Origin of the sequence: Pseudomonas sp. GZJR-8 (assembly GCF_002916705.1) — a bacterium.
Lineage (GTDB): Bacteria > Pseudomonadota > Gammaproteobacteria > Pseudomonadales > Pseudomonadaceae > Aquipseudomonas > Aquipseudomonas synxantha_A.
Genome location: NZ_JXSI01000007.1, coordinates 163,746 through 179,322, shown reverse-complemented (window position 1 = coordinate 179,322; position 15,577 = coordinate 163,746). Strand labels below are relative to the sequence as shown.

10 protein-coding genes are annotated in these 15,577 nt (G+C 62.4%); 6 read left to right on the top strand and 4 right to left on the bottom strand.

The window, feature by feature from the left end:
* Positions 1-47: 47 nt before the first annotated feature.
* Positions 48-476: a hypothetical protein gene (locus TK42_RS15945; protein WP_032877832.1), complete on the top strand. Its 429-nt coding sequence runs from the start codon at positions 48-50 to the stop codon at positions 474-476.
* On the opposite strand, the gene TK42_RS15940 is transcribed toward TK42_RS15945, so the two are convergent.
* Together TK42_RS15940 and cra are read right to left on the bottom strand one after the other, a co-directional pair.
* The gene (locus TK42_RS15940; protein ID WP_032877831.1) at positions 423-1,199 is read right to left on the bottom strand and encodes a TatD family hydrolase; all 777 of its coding nucleotides are present in this window, start codon (positions 1,197-1,199) and stop codon (positions 423-425) included. The two genes, TK42_RS15945 and TK42_RS15940, sit on opposite strands and share 54 nt — an antisense overlap.
* A gap of 2 nt (positions 1,200-1,201) precedes the next feature.
* The gene (gene cra, locus TK42_RS15935) at positions 1,202-2,197 is read right to left on the bottom strand and encodes a catabolite repressor/activator (protein ID WP_032877829.1); all 996 of its coding nucleotides are present in this window, start codon (positions 2,195-2,197) and stop codon (positions 1,202-1,204) included.
* A gap of 293 nt (positions 2,198-2,490) precedes the next feature.
* Between cra and ptsP the strand changes: the two genes are divergently transcribed.
* The 4 genes from ptsP to TK42_RS15915 all read left to right on the top strand — a co-directional run bounded on the left by ptsP (position 2,491) and on the right by TK42_RS15915 (position 9,673).
* The gene (gene ptsP, locus TK42_RS15930; protein ID WP_103734645.1) at positions 2,491-5,349 is read left to right on the top strand and encodes a phosphoenolpyruvate--protein phosphotransferase; all 2,859 of its coding nucleotides are present in this window, start codon (positions 2,491-2,493) and stop codon (positions 5,347-5,349) included.
* The gene (gene pfkB / locus TK42_RS15925; RefSeq protein ID WP_103734644.1) at positions 5,350-6,270 is read left to right on the top strand and encodes a 1-phosphofructokinase; all 921 of its coding nucleotides are present in this window, start codon (positions 5,350-5,352) and stop codon (positions 6,268-6,270) included.
* 11 nt (positions 6,271-6,281) lie between these two features.
* Positions 6,282-8,000: a PTS fructose-like transporter subunit IIB gene (locus TK42_RS15920; RefSeq protein ID WP_032877825.1), complete on the top strand. Its 1,719-nt coding sequence runs from the start codon at positions 6,282-6,284 to the stop codon at positions 7,998-8,000.
* A 131-nt stretch (positions 8,001-8,131) separates the two neighbouring features.
* Entirely contained in the window at positions 8,132-9,673 is a 1,542-nt protein-coding gene (locus TK42_RS15915) for an alkaline phosphatase (protein WP_032877824.1), read from the top strand.
* Positions 9,674-9,742: 69 nt separating this feature from the next.
* Here TK42_RS15915 and TK42_RS15910 read toward each other — a convergent pair whose 3' ends face one another.
* Positions 9,743-12,268, bottom strand: coding sequence for a sulfite reductase flavoprotein subunit alpha (locus TK42_RS15910; RefSeq protein ID WP_103734643.1), 2,526 nt, complete (start codon positions 12,266-12,268; stop codon positions 9,743-9,745).
* A gap of 136 nt (positions 12,269-12,404) precedes the next feature.
* Positions 12,405-14,690 (bottom strand): TonB-dependent siderophore receptor, encoded by a 2,286-nt coding sequence (locus TK42_RS15905; RefSeq protein ID WP_103734642.1) that lies wholly within the window; start codon positions 14,688-14,690, stop codon positions 12,405-12,407.
* A 205-nt stretch (positions 14,691-14,895) separates the two neighbouring features.
* Here TK42_RS15905 and TK42_RS15900 point away from each other — a divergent pair, with 205 nt between their 5' ends.
* Positions 14,896-15,576, top strand: coding sequence for a Fe2+-dependent dioxygenase (locus TK42_RS15900; protein ID WP_103734641.1), 681 nt, complete (start codon positions 14,896-14,898; stop codon positions 15,574-15,576).
* Position 15,577 lies beyond the last annotated feature (1 nt).

The following is a 15,577-nucleotide window of genomic DNA, read 5'->3' as shown; positions in this document are numbered from 1 at the left end:
TGGGTGAGAATTTGTTTCATCAGTCACGGTCACGAGGGGATACGACGATGGCCGCTGCAATCGGCATCAAAGGGCATTGTGCCCAGTGCAACATGACGTTTGAACTCAAGCCTTGGCAACTGAACGCCATCGCCATGGAAGTACCGTTTGACTGTGCGTACTGCCACTCGGGCCTGCAGTTGTGCTGCCACAAGCAGTTGCGTCAGTTTCGCGCCCTGGACCAGTGGGCGCTGGTGCGGCCCGGCATGATCATGCTGACGTGCGCGACCTTGCTGATGGCGTTGTTCGCAGAGTGGTTGGGGCTGCTCAGCGTGATCGGGCAGCTGAACATTTCGCTGGTCGCGGTGTTGATTTATCTGCTGGTCGTGCGCTACGCCCGTTATCGGCAAAGGATGACCTTGAACTTGCAGGTCATCAGCCCGCTACCAGTTGAACAGCTCGCACGCATTGCGTGTGCTCGTCTCACCCAGCAATAAAGGGCTGATGCCCATACGCTCAGCCAGGGCGGTGCAGATATCCGGCAGGTGTTGCGGGCAATTGCGCTGGTTGGGATACATGGCCGGGGCCATGTCCGGCGAATCGGTTTCCAGTACCACGGCTTCAAGAGGCAATTGTGCCAGTACCTTGTGCATGCGCAGGGCCTGGGGCCAAGTGGCGGCGCCGCCCAGACCGAGTTTGAAGCCCAGTTTGATGTACTCGCGGGCCTCTTCAATGCTGCCGGCGAACGCATGAATGATCCCGCCCCTCGGTAGACGGATGCGCTTGAGCGTGGCAATCACGACGGCGTGGCTGCGGCGTACATGCAGCAAGGCGGGGAGTTGGAAATCCGCCGCGAGTTTCAGCTGGGCTTCGAACAGGCTTTGCTGGCGCTCGCGATCCAGGTGCTCAAGGAAGTAATCCAGACCGATTTCGCCCACGGCGCAGAGTTGCCGATGGCCGTGCAAGCGCGTCAACCAGTCACCCAGCTCCAGCAGGTCGGCAGGGCGATGCTCATCGAGATACACCGGGTGCAAACCAAAGGCAGCGAACAAACCGTCGTCCTGCTGCACCAGATCCCACAGCCGCTGCCAGTTTTTCTGATACACCCCCAGTACCACCAGACGCCGTACCCCGAGTTCACGGCTATGGGCGAGGACTTGCGGGCGGTCGTGATCGAAGTCCGCAAAGTCCAGGTGGGTGTGGGTGTCGATCAGCTCCACGTTCAGACCTCGTGAATGCGCTGCTTGAACGTGCGGCCAATCGCATGCACACCCGGTTGGTACTGTTCTTCTTCGATGGCCGCCAGGGCCAGGCGCAGAGCTGTCTCGGCGATCAGTTGATGTTGCTGGGCCATGGCGTTGACTGGCAGCGGCAGGAAGTCCAACAGTTGGGTGTCGCCAAAGGTGCCCAGGCGTAGCGGCCGCGACCGGAGCGGGAAGTCATGCAGCGCATCGAACACGCCTTGCAGCAGCACGTAGGAGGTAGTCACCAGCGCGTCAGGCAAATGCCCCAGGCGCTGCAGCAGTTGCTCCATCAGCTGTCGGCCACAGTCACGGCTGAAGGCTTCGCCCTGTTCGATGATCACTTCGCCGGTGAAGTCTTGCAGCGCTTCACGAAAACCCGCAGTACGTTCCTGGCTGATGCTCAGCTCGGGACGTGCGCCGATCAGCGCGATTTGCTTGGGCAGCGGTTGTAGCAGGCTGCTGGTGAGTTGCTGACAGGCCTGGTGATCATCGCTGACCACTGAGCAGAACTGGTCAGGCTCCATCACCCGGTCGATGGCAATCACCGGCAACCCCTTGGCTTGCAAGTCTCGATAGCTGTCATCGCTGGCCGGCAGGCAACTGGCGACGAACAACGCATCGCAACGCCGCGCACGGAACAGTTGCAGCAGTTGGCGTTCGCTGTCGGCTTCGTCATCGGAGCTGGCAATCAGCAACTGATAGCCCCGTGCCCGGGCGCCTTGCTCCAACAGTTTGGCAATGCGTGCGTAGCTGGGGTTTTCCAGGTCTGGCAGGATGAACCCCAGGGTGCGCGTATGCCGGCTGCGCAGCCCGGCGGCTTGAGGGTTGGGGGTAAAACCATGGGCCTGGACCACGGCACGCACACGCTCAACGGTTGCGTTGCTGATGCGCTGCTGTTCGGCCTTGCCATTGATGACATAGCTGGCGGTGGTCACGGACACACCGGCCAGACGTGCAATATCACTGAGTTTCAAACCGGGATTTCCTTGTTTTTTAGAGCGTGCCCCGACATTTTGTCCAATCGTAACCGATTCCAGCCCACGACCAATGTCCCACGACAGGTGCCGAGTGGTGCTTCAAGCTTGCGCAATTAACGCGTAATCTGCCATAAATTCTAGATTAAACGTTTCAGCAAGCGTATTTTTACGATGTTCGCCGCTGAGTGGCTACTGCCAATTGACCACTCAGTCAGTTATTTTTGAACGTCCCGCGCTGATTTATTCAAAACAATACCTAGTGCGCACATCGCACTAACTAGGAGAACGGCATGCTTGAGCTCACTGTAGAGCAGATATCCATGGGCCAGGTGGCTGTGGATAAATCTGCTGCCTTGCACCTGCTCGCTGACAAACTGGTGGCCGATGGCCTGGTTGCCGAGGGGTATCTGAGCGGCCTGCAAGCCCGTGAAGCCCAGGGTTCGACCTTTCTCGGCCAGGGCATCGCCATTCCCCACGGTACGCCAGAGACCCGCGACCAGGTGTTCACCACGGGTGTGCGCCTGCTGCAGTTCCCCGAAGGGGTGGACTGGGGCGATGGCCAGATCGTCTACCTGGCGATTGGCATCGCCGCCAAATCCGACGAACACTTGCGCTTGTTGCAACTGCTGACCCGTGCCCTCGGTGAAACCGACCTCGGCCAGGCGTTGCGCCGTGCCGGCAGCGCCGAAGCGTTGTTGAAGCTGTTGCAAGGTGCGCCCCAGGAACTGGCGCTGGATGCGCAGATGATCAGCCTGGGCGTGTCTGCCGATGATTTTGAAGAGTTGGTATGGAGGGGGGCGCGCCTGCTGCGCCAGGCCGACTGCGTGAGCAATGGTTTTGCTGCGGTGTTGCAACAGGTCGACGCGTTGCCCCTGGGCGATGGCCTGTGGTGGTTGCACAGTGAACAGACAGTCAAGCGTCCGGGCCTGGCGTTTGTCACGCCGGACAAACCCATGCGCTACCTCGGCCAGCCGCTGCACGGCCTGTTCTGCCTGGCGAGCCTGGGCGAAGCCCACCAAACCTTGCTTGAACGCTTGTGTGCCCTGTTGATTGAAGGGCGCGGCCAGGAATTGGGGCGTGCCACCAGCAGCCGTGCGGTGCTTGAAGTGCTGGGCGGCGAATTGCCACCGGACTGGCCCAGCGCCCGCATCAGCCTGGCCAACGCCCACGGCCTGCACGCCCGTCCGGCCAAGATCCTTGCGCAACTGGCGAAAAGTTTTGACGGCGATATCCGCGTGCGCATCGTTGATGGACCGGTGGGCGCGGTATCGGTCAAAAGTTTGAGCAAGTTGCTCAGCCTCGGTGCGCGTCGTGGCCAGGTGCTGGAGTTTGTCGCCGAGCCGACGATTGCCGGCGATGCACTGCCTGCACTGTTGGCCGCGGTAGAGGAGGGCCTTGGCGAGGAGGTCGAACCATTGCCGACCCTGAGCGCCCAGCCTGCTCCTGTGGATATCGAGCCGGTGCTCAGCGCGCCATCGAGCGGCAGCCAGATCCAGGCCATCGCCGCCGCGCCGGGCATCGCCATCGGCCCGGCGCATATCCAGATTCCACAGCTGTTCGATTACCCCCTGCGCGGTGAGTCTGCCGCCATCGAACGCCAGCGCCTGCACACCGCCCTGGGCGATGTGCGTAAGGATATCCAGGGCCTGATCGAGCGTAGCCAGGCCAAGGCCATCCGCGAGATTTTCATTACCCATCAGGAGATGCTCGACGACCCGGAACTGACCGACGAAGTCGATACCCGCCTCAAGCAGGGCGAAAGCGCGGAAGCTGCGTGGATGAGCGTGATCGAAGCCGCCGCCAAGCAGCAGGAAGCCTTGCAGGACGCCTTGCTGGCCGAGCGCGCCGCTGACCTGCGTGACATCGGCCGTCGCGTGCTGGCGCAGTTGTGCGGCGTCGAAACCGTCCAGGAACCCAGCGAGCCCTACATTCTGGTGATGGATGAAGTCGGCCCCTCGGACGTTGCGCGCCTGGACCCGGCCCGCGTAGCTGGCATTCTGACTGCCCGCGGTGGTGCCACCGCTCACAGCGCCATCGTCGCGCGCGCCCTGGGGATTCCCGCCTTGGTCGGTGCTGGTGCTGCGGTGCTGCTGCTGAGCGCCGGTACGCCACTGCTGCTCGACGGCCAGCGCGGTCGCCTGCATGTCGACCCGGACGCCGCCACCCTGCAACGCGCCACCGTGGAGCGCGACACCCGCGAACAACGCTTGCAAGCTGCCTCGGCTCAACGCCACGAGCCGGCGCTGACCCGTGACGGTCACGCCGTGGAAGTGTTCGCCAATATCGGTGAAAGCGCCGGTGTGGCGAGTGCGGTGGAGCAGGGCGCCGAAGGCATTGGCCTGCTGCGCACCGAACTGATTTTCATGGCCCACCCTCAGGCGCCGGACGAGGCTACCCAGGAAGCCGAGTACCGCCGCGTTTTCGATGGGCTCGGCGGTCGCCCGCTGGTGGTGCGCACCCTCGATGTAGGCGGCGACAAGCCCTTGCCCTATTGGCCCATCGCCCAGGAAGAAAACCCCTTTCTTGGCGTGCGCGGCATTCGCCTGACCTTGCAACGCCCGCAGATCATGGAAGCGCAATTGCGGGCACTGCTGCGCTCGGCGGATAACCGGCCGCTGCGCATCATGTTCCCCATGGTCGGCAGCGTGGATGAATGGCGCGCCGCCCGCGACATGACCGAGCGCCTGCGCCTGGAAATCCCGGTCGCCGATTTGCAACTGGGCATCATGATCGAAGTGCCGTCAGCCGCCTTGCTGGCGCCGGTACTGGCCAAGGAAGTCGACTTCTTCAGCGTCGGCACCAACGACCTGACCCAGTACACCCTGGCCATCGACCGCGGCCACCCGACCCTGTCGGCCCAGGCCGATGGCTTGCACCCAGCGGTCTTGCAACTGATCGACATCACCGTGCGCGCCGCCCATGCCCATGGCAAATGGGTCGGCGTGTGCGGCGAGTTGGCGGCAGACTCGCTGGCGGTGCCGGTGCTGGTGGGTCTGGGGGTGGATGAGTTGAGCGTGTCGGCCCGCAGCATTGCTGAAGTGAAGGCGCGGGTGCGCGAATTCAGTCTGAGCGAGGCCCAGGGCCTGGCGCAACAAGCACTGGCGGTGGGCTCGCCTGCCGAAGTGCGTGCCCTAGTGGAGGCCGTGTAGATGGCGAATATTCTGACTCTGACGCTGAACCCGGCGTTGGACCTCACGGTACGCCTGGCGCACCTGCAACCTGGTGAGGTCAATCGCAGTGAAGCGATGCTCACCCACGCGGCGGGCAAGGGCGTGAATGTGGCGCAGGTGCTGGCGGACCTGGGCCATTACGTCAGCGTTGGAGGGTTTCTCGGTGACGCGAACCCTCAGGCTTTCGACGCGCTGATCGCCAGCCGCGGGTTTGGCGATGCGTTCGTCCGCGTGCCGGGCGAAACCCGCAGCAATATCAAGATTGCCGAACAGGACGGACGTGTCACCGATATCAATGCGCCGGGGCCGCTGGTGAGTGAAGCGGCGCAAACAGCGCTGCTTGAGATGATCGCGAAGAAGGGTGCGCAATTCGATGCGGTGGTGGTGGCCGGTAGCTTGCCGCGCGGCGTCAGCCCGCAGTGGTTTCAAGCACTGTTGGGTCAGTTGAAAGACCTCGGTTTGAAAGTCGCCCTGGACACCAGTGGTGAAGCGTTGCGCGCTGGTTTGCAGGCTGGCCCGTGGCTGGTCAAACCCAATACCGAAGAGCTGGCAGAGGCCCTGGATAATGCCACCGATGCGATCAGCCGACTGCATCAGCAAGGCGTCGAGCATGTGGTGGTCTCCGACGGTGCCGCGGGTGTGACCTGGTATTGCCCAGGCGCAGCGCTACACGCCACGCCGCCCAAGGTGACGGTGGCCAGTACCGTGGGCGCTGGCGACTCGCTGCTGGCCGGGATGCTTCACGGTTTGCTCAGCGGCGATACGCCTGAGCACACCTTGCGCCGCGCCACGGCGATTGCCGCGATGGCCGTCACGCAGATCGGTTTTGGCATCAGCGATGACGCGCAGTTGGTGCGCCTGGAAAGCGGCGTCGATGTACGCGCGCTGACAGAACAATAAGAGGGTTTGTGATGAAGTTAGCCATTGTTACCGCCTGCCCCAACGGCATGGTCACCAGTGTGCTGTGCGCCCGCTTGTTGGACGCCGCCGCCCAGCGCATGGGCTTGCACACCAGTGTCGAGGTCGTTGATGTGCAGCGCCCGGAACGTCAGTTGTCCCAAGCCACGATCGATGATGCCGAGTGGGTACTGCTGGTCAGCAGCACGCCGGTGGATATGCAGCGTTTTGTCGGCAAGCGCGTGTTTCAGACCACACCGGCCCAGGCGCTGGCAGATGTCGAAGGCGTATTGCGCCGGGGCGCTGAAGAGGCCCAGGTGTATGTCGCCAGTGACGCCCCGGTATCGGCGAAGAATGCGCCGCGTATCGTCGCGATTACTGCGTGCCCGACCGGGGTGGCCCACACCTTCATGGCCGCCGAAGCTTTGCAGCAGACCGCCAAGCGCTTGGGCTACGACTTGCAGGTCGAGACTCAAGGCTCGGTCGGCGCCCGCACACCGCTGAGCCCGCAAGCCATCGCCGAGGCCGACGTGGTGTTGCTGGCGGCGGATATTGAAGTTGCCACCGAGCGTTTTGCCGGCAAGAAAATTTACCGCTGTGGCACCGGTATCGCCCTCAAGCAATCCGAAGCCATCCTTAACAAAGCCCTGGCTGAAGGCGCGGTGGAAAACGCCGGCAGTGGCGCGCCGGCCAAGTCGGAGAAAACCGGGGTCTACAAGCACCTGCTCACTGGCGTGTCGTACATGTTGCCGATGGTGGTGGCGGGGGGCTTATTGATCGCCTTGTCATTTGTGTTCGGCATCCATGCTTTCGAACAGCCGGGCACCTTGGCAGCGGCGCTGAAAAGCGTCGGTGACCAGGCATTCCTGCTGATGGTACCGCTGCTGGCGGGCTACATCGCCTACTCGATCGCCGACCGTCCTGGCCTGGCGCCGGGCATGATCGGCGGCTTGCTGGCGGGGACGCTGGGGGCTGGGTTTATCGGCGGCATCCTGGCCGGTTTCGTCGCGGGTTACTGCGTCAAGCTGATCAGCCGTGCGGTGCAATTGCCCCAGAGCCTGGAAGCGCTAAAGCCGATCCTGATCATCCCGTTACTGGCGAGCCTGTTTACCGGCTTGGTGATGATCTACCTGGTGGGCCCGCCGGTCGCACGTTTGCTGACGGGTCTCACCGATTTTCTCAGCACCATGGGCACTACCAACGCAGTGCTGCTGGGCATTTTGCTCGGCGGCATGATGTGCGTGGATTTGGGCGGGCCGATCAACAAGGCGGCGTATGCGTTTTCTGTCGGCCTGCTGGCGGCGTCGAGCGGCGCACCGATGGCCGCGACCATGGCTGCCGGCATGGTGCCGCCGATTGGCATGGGTATCGCTACGTTATTGGCTCGGCGCAAGTTCGCCCAGACTGAACGCGAAGCCGGCAAGGCCGCGATGATCCTGGGCCTGTGCTTTATCTCCGAAGGCGCGATCCCGTTCGCGGCCAAAGACCCGCTGCGCGTGATCCCGGCCAGCATCGCCGGTGGCGCGCTGACCGGTGCGCTGTCGATGTACTTCGGCTGCAAGTTGGCCGCGCCCCATGGCGGGTTGTTTGTGCTGGTGATTCCGAATGCGATGAACCACGCGTTGTTGTACTTGCTGGCGATTGTGGCGGGCAGTGTGTTGACGGGGTTGGTGTATGCGCTGCTCAAGCGACCGGAAGCCGTGGAGCTGACGGTCACTGCTGCCAGGGGCTGATGGGATTCAGAATGTGGGAGGGAGCAAGCCCCCTCCCATATTTGGATCTCCATTGTTTGTAAGGCCGGTGTCATCTTCGCTTCATCCCATCATGCTTAAGTGGCCCTTTTGATACTCAAGAGGGCACCTGCATGAGCCACTTCGATCTCGGTCGCCGCCGCGTTATGCAAGCCGTGGGCGCCGGCCTGTTGTTGCCGGGCCTGGCCCCGGCAGTGATCGCTTCGGTGAAGGACCGGCCGCAACTCACGGATGGCGTGCAATCGGGCGACCTGCTCGGCGACCGTGCGATGATCTGGAGCCGCAGCGACCGCCCCGCGAAGATGGTGGTGGAGTGGGATACGCGCAGTGTGTTCAGCAACCCCCGCCGATTGGTTTCCCCGCTGGCCGACAGCCGCAGCGACTTTACTGCCCGTGTCGAGCTCACCGGTTTGCCGGTCGATCAGTCGATCTTCTACCGTGTTCACTTCGAAGACGCCCAGACCGGCGTCGCCAGCGAGCCCTGGTTCGGTCACTTGCGCAGCGAGCCGCAACAGCGTCGCGATATCCGCTTTGTATGGAGCGGCGACACCGTTGGCCAAGGCTTCGGCATCAACCCGGAGATTGGCGGTATGCGTATCTACGAAGCCATGCGCCTGCGCCTGCCAGACTTTTTTATCCACAGCGGCGACACCATCTACGCCGACGGCCCGGTGCCCGCGCAGTTGACCACCGAAGGCGGACGTATCTGGCGCAACATCACCACCGAGGCCAAGAGCAAAGTGGCGGAAACCCTCGATGAGTATCGCGGCAATTACCGCTACAACCTGCTGGATGAAAACGTGCGCCGCTTCAATGCCCAAGTGCCGCAGATCTGGCAGTGGGACGATCATGAGGTGATCAATAACTGGTCCTCCAGCAAGCAACTGGATGAGCGTTACCAGACCCGCGATATCAATACCCTGGTCGGCCGTGCGCGGCAGGCCTGGCTGGAATATTCACCGATGCGCCGCCAGAGTGCCGACGGCGGCGGGCGTATTTATCGCAAGCTCAGTTACGGGCCGCTGCTGGACGTGTTCGTGCTGGATATGCGCAGCTATCGTGGGCCGAATGATGACAACCTGGGCGGCGAAAAACCCTTCCTCGGTCGCCAGCAACTGGACTGGCTCAAGCGCGAACTCAAGGCGTCGCAGGCGCAATGGAAGGTGATCGCCGCCGACATGCCGATTGGCCTGGGCGTGCCCGACGGTGAAGTCAGCCCCGGCGTGGCGCGTTGGGAAGCCATCGCCAATGGCGACCCCGGCCCGGCGCAAGGGCGTGAGCTGGAGATTGCCGAACTGCTTGGCTTTCTGCGTGCGCAGAAGGTGCGCAACCATGTGTGGCTGACGGCCGATGTGCACTACTGCGCGGCGCACCACTACCACCCGGACCGGGCGGCGTTCCAGGATTTCGAGCCGTTTTGGGAGTTTGTGGCAGGGCCGCTGAATGCCGGCAGCTTCGGGCCGAATCCGTTGGATAAAACCTTTGGCCCGCAAGTGGTGTTCGAGAAAGCGCCGCCTGCGCAAAACACCTCGCCGTTTGCTGGCTTTCAGTTTTTTGGTGAAGTGCAGATTGATGGGCAGACGGGGGAGTTGACCGTCATTTTGCGCGATCTCGATGGCGTTTCGGTGTTTGAGCAAAAACTGCAACCTGCCTGATTGGAATGCAGTTAAAACTGTGGGAGGGAGCAAGCCCCCTCCCACAATTGATCTTCATTGCCTGACGGGTCAGTAGACATCCCGGCGATAGCGGCCCTGTTCAATCAAGCGCTCCACCGCCTCACTGCCCAGGATATCCACCAACGCCTGATCCACCCCCGTCGCCATCCCTTGCAAACTGCCGCACACATAAATCGCCGCGCCGTCCGCCAGCCATTTGCGCAACACATCTGCCGATTCGCGCAGGCGATCCTGTACGTAGATCTTCTCTTCCTGGTCCCGCGAAAACGCCAGGTCCAGCAGCGCCAGGTCGCCACTGGCCAGCCAGCCTTGCAGTTCGTCCTGGCACAGATAATCGTGGGCGATATTGCGCTCGCCAAACAGCAACCAGTTACGCTGCTGGCCATCGGCAATACGCGCCTTGAGCAGGCTGCGCAGGCCCGCAAGGCCGGTGCCGTTGCCCAGCAGGATCAACGGCACGGGAGCGTCCGGCAGGTGGAAGGCACTGTTGCGGCGCAGGCGCAGGCTGATACCCGAACCGATGGCGGCGTGTTCGGTCAGCCAGCCGGAGCCCAGGCCCAGGCTGCCGTCGGGGTGGCGTTCCTGGCGCACGATCAGTTCCAGCACGCCGTCGCTGGCAATCGAGGCGATGGAATATTCGCGCATACCCAGGGGCACCAGTGCGTCCACCAGGGCTTGGGCATGCAAGCCGACCAGGTGTGCACGGTTGTCCGGCAGTTGACGGTTGGCCAGGGCTTGATCGAGCGTTTGTGCCAAGCCGTCGATCAACACGCCGTCACTGCCGGCCAGGCCGAGGCCGTCGAGGAAATGCTCCACGGCCCACGGACAATTGCGCGGCAAGACCTCCACCAAGTCACCGGCGAGCCAGCTCTGAGGCGAAGGTGGAGTGAGACCTAGCAGGTAGACATCGGCCCCCACGCTGCCGGGGTTGAGCAGGCGGCGTTGGCTCAACGTCCAGTTTTCGTACGGGTCTGCCTGCCAGGCTGCCGCGGATGCGTGACCGGTGAGCTGGCCCAGTTGCTGTTGCCAGGTGTGCAAGGCCACTGCGTCGCCGCTGTCGACTTCCACCGGGGCAAACAGCGGGTTGCCACCCTGGTTGGTCAGCCAGAAATGCAGGCGCCGGGCGAAGCCACAGAAGTGTTCATACTGCCGATCACCCAGGGCCAGTACCGAGTAGTTCAAGCCTTTGAGGGGCAGGTCCTGGCCGAGCACGCTGCGCTCGAAACCACGGGCGCTGTCGGGGGCTTCGCCGTCGCCGAAGGTGCTGACCACAAACAGCGCATGTTGCGATTGGCTGAGGTCGTCGCGGCTGACGCTGCCCAGGGGCTGCACCTTGACCGCAACGCCGGCGGCCTGCAATTGCCCGGCAGTCTGCCAGGCCAACTGTTCGGCAAAGCCGCTTTGGCTGGCAAACCCGATCAGCCAGGCCGGCGCATCGCTGTGAGGGGCACTCAAACCTTGGCGGGCTTCGCGTACCTGGCGTTTCTTGCGACGACGGTCGAGGTACAACAGCCAGCCAGTGATGAAAAACAGGGGCATGAGCAGCGAGCTGACGGTGAGCACGATGCGCCCGATCAGGCCGAAATAACTGCCGGTGTGCAACGCATAGACGCTGGTCAGCAGTTGAGCCTTGAGGCTCTTGCTGGCATAGCGATCATGGGATTTGACCTCACCGGTGGCCGGGTCCAGGTTGATCTGGTTCAGCGCACGGTCATGGGGTGAATCCTTGAGCAGGTAGTACACGGTTGCCGGTTGCCCGGCGACGGCCGGCATACGGATATTGTAGGCACTCAGGTCGGGGCCGGCGTTGCTGTAGATGCTGCTCCAGATCGCCTCGTAGTTGGCCACCGGGGCAGGGCCCGGGGGCGGCGGGCCGCGTTTACGCATCCGCTCGTTCTGCGGCGCATCGGAGAGCAGTTTGGTCACGCCCTGGTTGTACCAGTCGTAGGACCAATACAGCCCGGTCAGTGCCGCCAGCAGATAAAACAGCAGGCACCAGGTGCCGAACACCGAGTGCAGGTCCCAGTTGAAGCTGCGGCCCTTTTTGCGCCAGTCCAGGGTCAGCCACACGCGCCAGCTTTTTACCTGGCGCGGCCAGCGCAGGTACAAACCAGAGAGGCAGAAAAACACCAGGATCAGGGTGCAGGCGCCCGTGATATTGCGCCCAGTGTCGCCGATGGCGAGGAAGCGGTGCAGTTGCAGGATAAAGCCGAATACATCCTGGCCGACGGCGTCGCCCAGGTAGTCGCCGGTGTACGGGTCGAAGTAGCGCATCTGGCCACGACGCTCCCCCGGGGGCGGGGTAAAGGCGACCCGGCCGGCGTTGCCGCTGTCGCTTTCCACCCACAGCATCGCGACGCTCTTGCCTTCGGTGGCCTCCAGCTTGCGCACCAACTCGGCAGGCGGCAGTACGCCGGCTTCGCGTTTCTGTACGTTCAATACTGTGGGGTTGAGGGCCCGCAGGATTTCATCCTGGAACGAGTACGCAGCCCCGGTGATCCCCATCAAGGCCAGCACCAGCCCGGCAGTGATGCCGAAGAACCAGTGCAACTGAAACAGGGTTTTCTTCAACACGTCGGAGCGCCTCGCTGATCTGGATATCGATGTCACGGCGCGCATTATGCCGTGGGTTATCGAGAAAAATTCTGTTTTACACACAAAAGCCCCACGCATCCGATACGTGGGGCCTTGGGTCGAGCATTGACTGCGTTTAGAAGTGGAAGCTGGTGGTCAACAGGGCGGTACGACCGGCCGCCTGGTTGGCGAAGTGCGCCGAGTAGGCCTTGTCGTAGTAGGTCTTGTCGGTCAGGTTCTGCACGTTCAATTGCAGGTCGACGTTCTTGGTCAGCTTGTAGCTGGCCATGGCGTCGTAGCGAGTGTAGGAGGGTACGTACACGGTGTTGCCTGCATCGCCGTAAACCTCATCGACGTAGAACGCGCCGCCGCCGACTGTCAGCTTGGGGGTGAGGTCGTAGGTGGTCCACAGGCTGAAGGAGTTCTTCGGCGTGTTGGGCATCTGGTTGCCTTTGTTGGAGCCGGCACTCACTACACCGTTACGCCCGTTCAGGCCGGATTTGACCAGCTCGCTGTCCAGGTAGCTGTAGCCCGCAAACAACTGCCATTGATCTGTGATCTTGCCGCTGGCGGACAACTCGATGCCGTCGACCTGAGATTCACCGGCGTTCTGGTAGGTGAGAGCGTCCACCAGGATGCGGGTGTTTTTCTTCTCGGTGCGGAAGATAGCTGCGGTCAGAGACATGCGATCGTGGAACAGGTCCCACTTGGTGCCCAGTTCATAGTTGACGGTTTCTTCGGGCTGCAAGTCGCTGGTGGCGGCTCCGGCTGACAGTGGGTTGCCGTCGGAGCCTTCGCCGATCAGGCCACCGGCAGGCGTGGCCGAGGTCGCGTAGGAAGCGTAGATGCTGCCGTTCTCCAGCGGCTTCCACACCAGGCCGGCCTGCCAGTTGAAGAACTGGCTGTCGTCCTTGATCTTGGAGCGTCCGGCCACGGCGTTGCTGTTGGCCTCGGTATCGAAGGTGTCGTAACGCAGGCCCACGTTCAGCAGCCATTTCGGATCAAGCTCGATGGTGTCGAACACATAGGCGGCGCGGCTGGTGGCCTTGGTGTTGGTGCCCATGTAGTTGCGCGCAACGCTGCCGTTCCAGGCGTCGTCCGGGTTCGGGTTGCTCAGTGAGGTGCACTGGCCGCCCAGGCTGCCCTTGGCCGGGTTGCACACCGGGTTGGCGTTGGGGCTGACGGTATAGCCGCTGACACGGGTCTCTTCCCCGGTGAACTCCAGGCCGGTGGAGTAGCTGTGCTTGAAGCCCAGCGCCTGGAAGCTGCCAAACAGGTCGGTCTGGTTGGTGGTTGTGGTGGTCGTGGAAACACGGCTATTGGCACGACGCCATACGGTGCCGAACTTGTTGACGTTGAGTTTGCTGTCGTCCGGTTGTGTCAGCACATAGTCCTGGCCGGTGCTGCCATGGCGCAGGGTATTTTTCAGCGTCATGTTGTCGTTCAGGTCGTGCTCGATGGAGAACGTGCTGATGTCGGCACGGGTCTTGCGGAAGTCGCGGCTTTTCAAACCGTAGAAATTGTTGCTGTCGCCGCCGTCGTTGGGTTTGTCGTGCGCGTGGGCGGTGGCGGTCGAGGAGCCATAACCATACGGAATCCCCGAATCCGGCAGGTCATCGCTTTCCATATGGTAATAGCTGAGGTTGACGCGGGTCGGCGTGCCCAGGCCGAACGTCAGCGACGGGGCTACACCCCAGCGGTCGTAGTTCACCGCATCGCGGCCTGCCACGTTTTGTTCGTGGCTCATCAGGTTCAGGCGGAAGGCGGCGCTGTCGTCGAGGAACTGGCGGTTCACGTCGAGCACGTAGCGGCGGGTCTGGTCGGAGCCGTAGGTAAAGCCGCCGTTGGTGAAGTCACGTGCTTGTGGGGTTTTGCTCACCAGGTTGAGGCTACCACCGGCCGAACCACGGCCGCCGAACGAGGAGTTCGGGCCCTTGCTGACTTCGATGGACTCGATATCGAAGATCTCGCGGCTCTGGCCGCCGGTGTCGCGCACGCCGTCCAGGTAAGTGTCGCCTTGGGCATCAAAACCACGAATGAACGGGCGATCGCCTTGGGGGTTGCCGCCTTCACCGGCGCCGAAGGTAATGCCCGGTACGGTGCGCAAGGCGTCCTGCAACGACGTGGCGGCAGTGTCCTTGAGTACTTGTTGCGGCACCACGGTGACCGAACGCGGTGTGTCCACCAGCGGCGCGGTGTATTTCTGCGACGAGGCTTTTTCCACCTGATAGGAGGTGTTGTCCTGGTCCTGGCCGGTAATGTTGGTGGCGCCGAGGGAGATAGGGTTGCGCTCGCCTTTTTGCTCGGTGTTTTCTGCTGCCTGCGCCAGGTGGGCGGCAGAGCTGGCGCTGAGGGCAACGCCGATGGCCGAGGCCAGCATACGTGGTGAACTGGCGGTTGTTATTAGCGTAGTGCGCGACATGACGTGTCCCTTCCCCAAGGATGTGAGGCCGCGGAATATAGGGCCAACAAGACTTTGTATCAATTGAGAGATATTGCTATTCGCATCGAATTTACATTCTTTACACTTTTTCGTTACGGATTTTGCGTTCTCGTTCGTCCCCGGGTTTTACAGGGCGGATAAGAATCAATACCATTGGCGCCTCTCTGATCGCAGGTATTGCCTCATGTTGCTGCACATTCCCGGCCTGTTCTCTCGCGAGGAGGTGCTGCGCATTCGCCAAGCCCTGGAAGAGGCTGAATGGGCCGATGGCAAAACCACTGCCGGGCATCAGTCCGCCAAAGCCAAGCACAACCTGCAATTGCCCGAAGGCCACCCATTGGCCAAGGAAATCGGCGCAGCCATGCTGGAGCGGTTGTGGAGCAACCCGCTGTTCATGTCGGCGGCGCTGCCGCACAAGGTCTTCCCGCCGCTGATCAACTGCTATACCGCAGGTGGCAGTTTTGACTTCCATATCGACAATGCGGTGCGCCAGCCCAAAGGCAGCCACGAGCGCGTGCGCACCGACCTGTCGTCCACGCTGTTCTTCAGCGATCCCGACGAGTACGACGGCGGCGAACTGGAGATCCAGGACACCTTCGGCCTGCAACGGGTCAAGCTCCCCGCCGGCGATCTGGTGCTGTACCCCGGCTCCAGCCTGCATAAAGTCAACGCCGTGACCCGTGGTGCTCGCTATGCCTCGTTCTTCTGGACCCAAAGCCTGGTGCGCGAAGACAGCCAGCGCACTTTGCTGTTCGAAATGGACGGCGCCATCCAGCAACTGAGCCGCGACGTGCCCGAGCACCCGGCGCTGATCCAGCTCACCGGCACCTATCACAACCTCCTGCGCCGCTGGGTCGAGGTCTGAG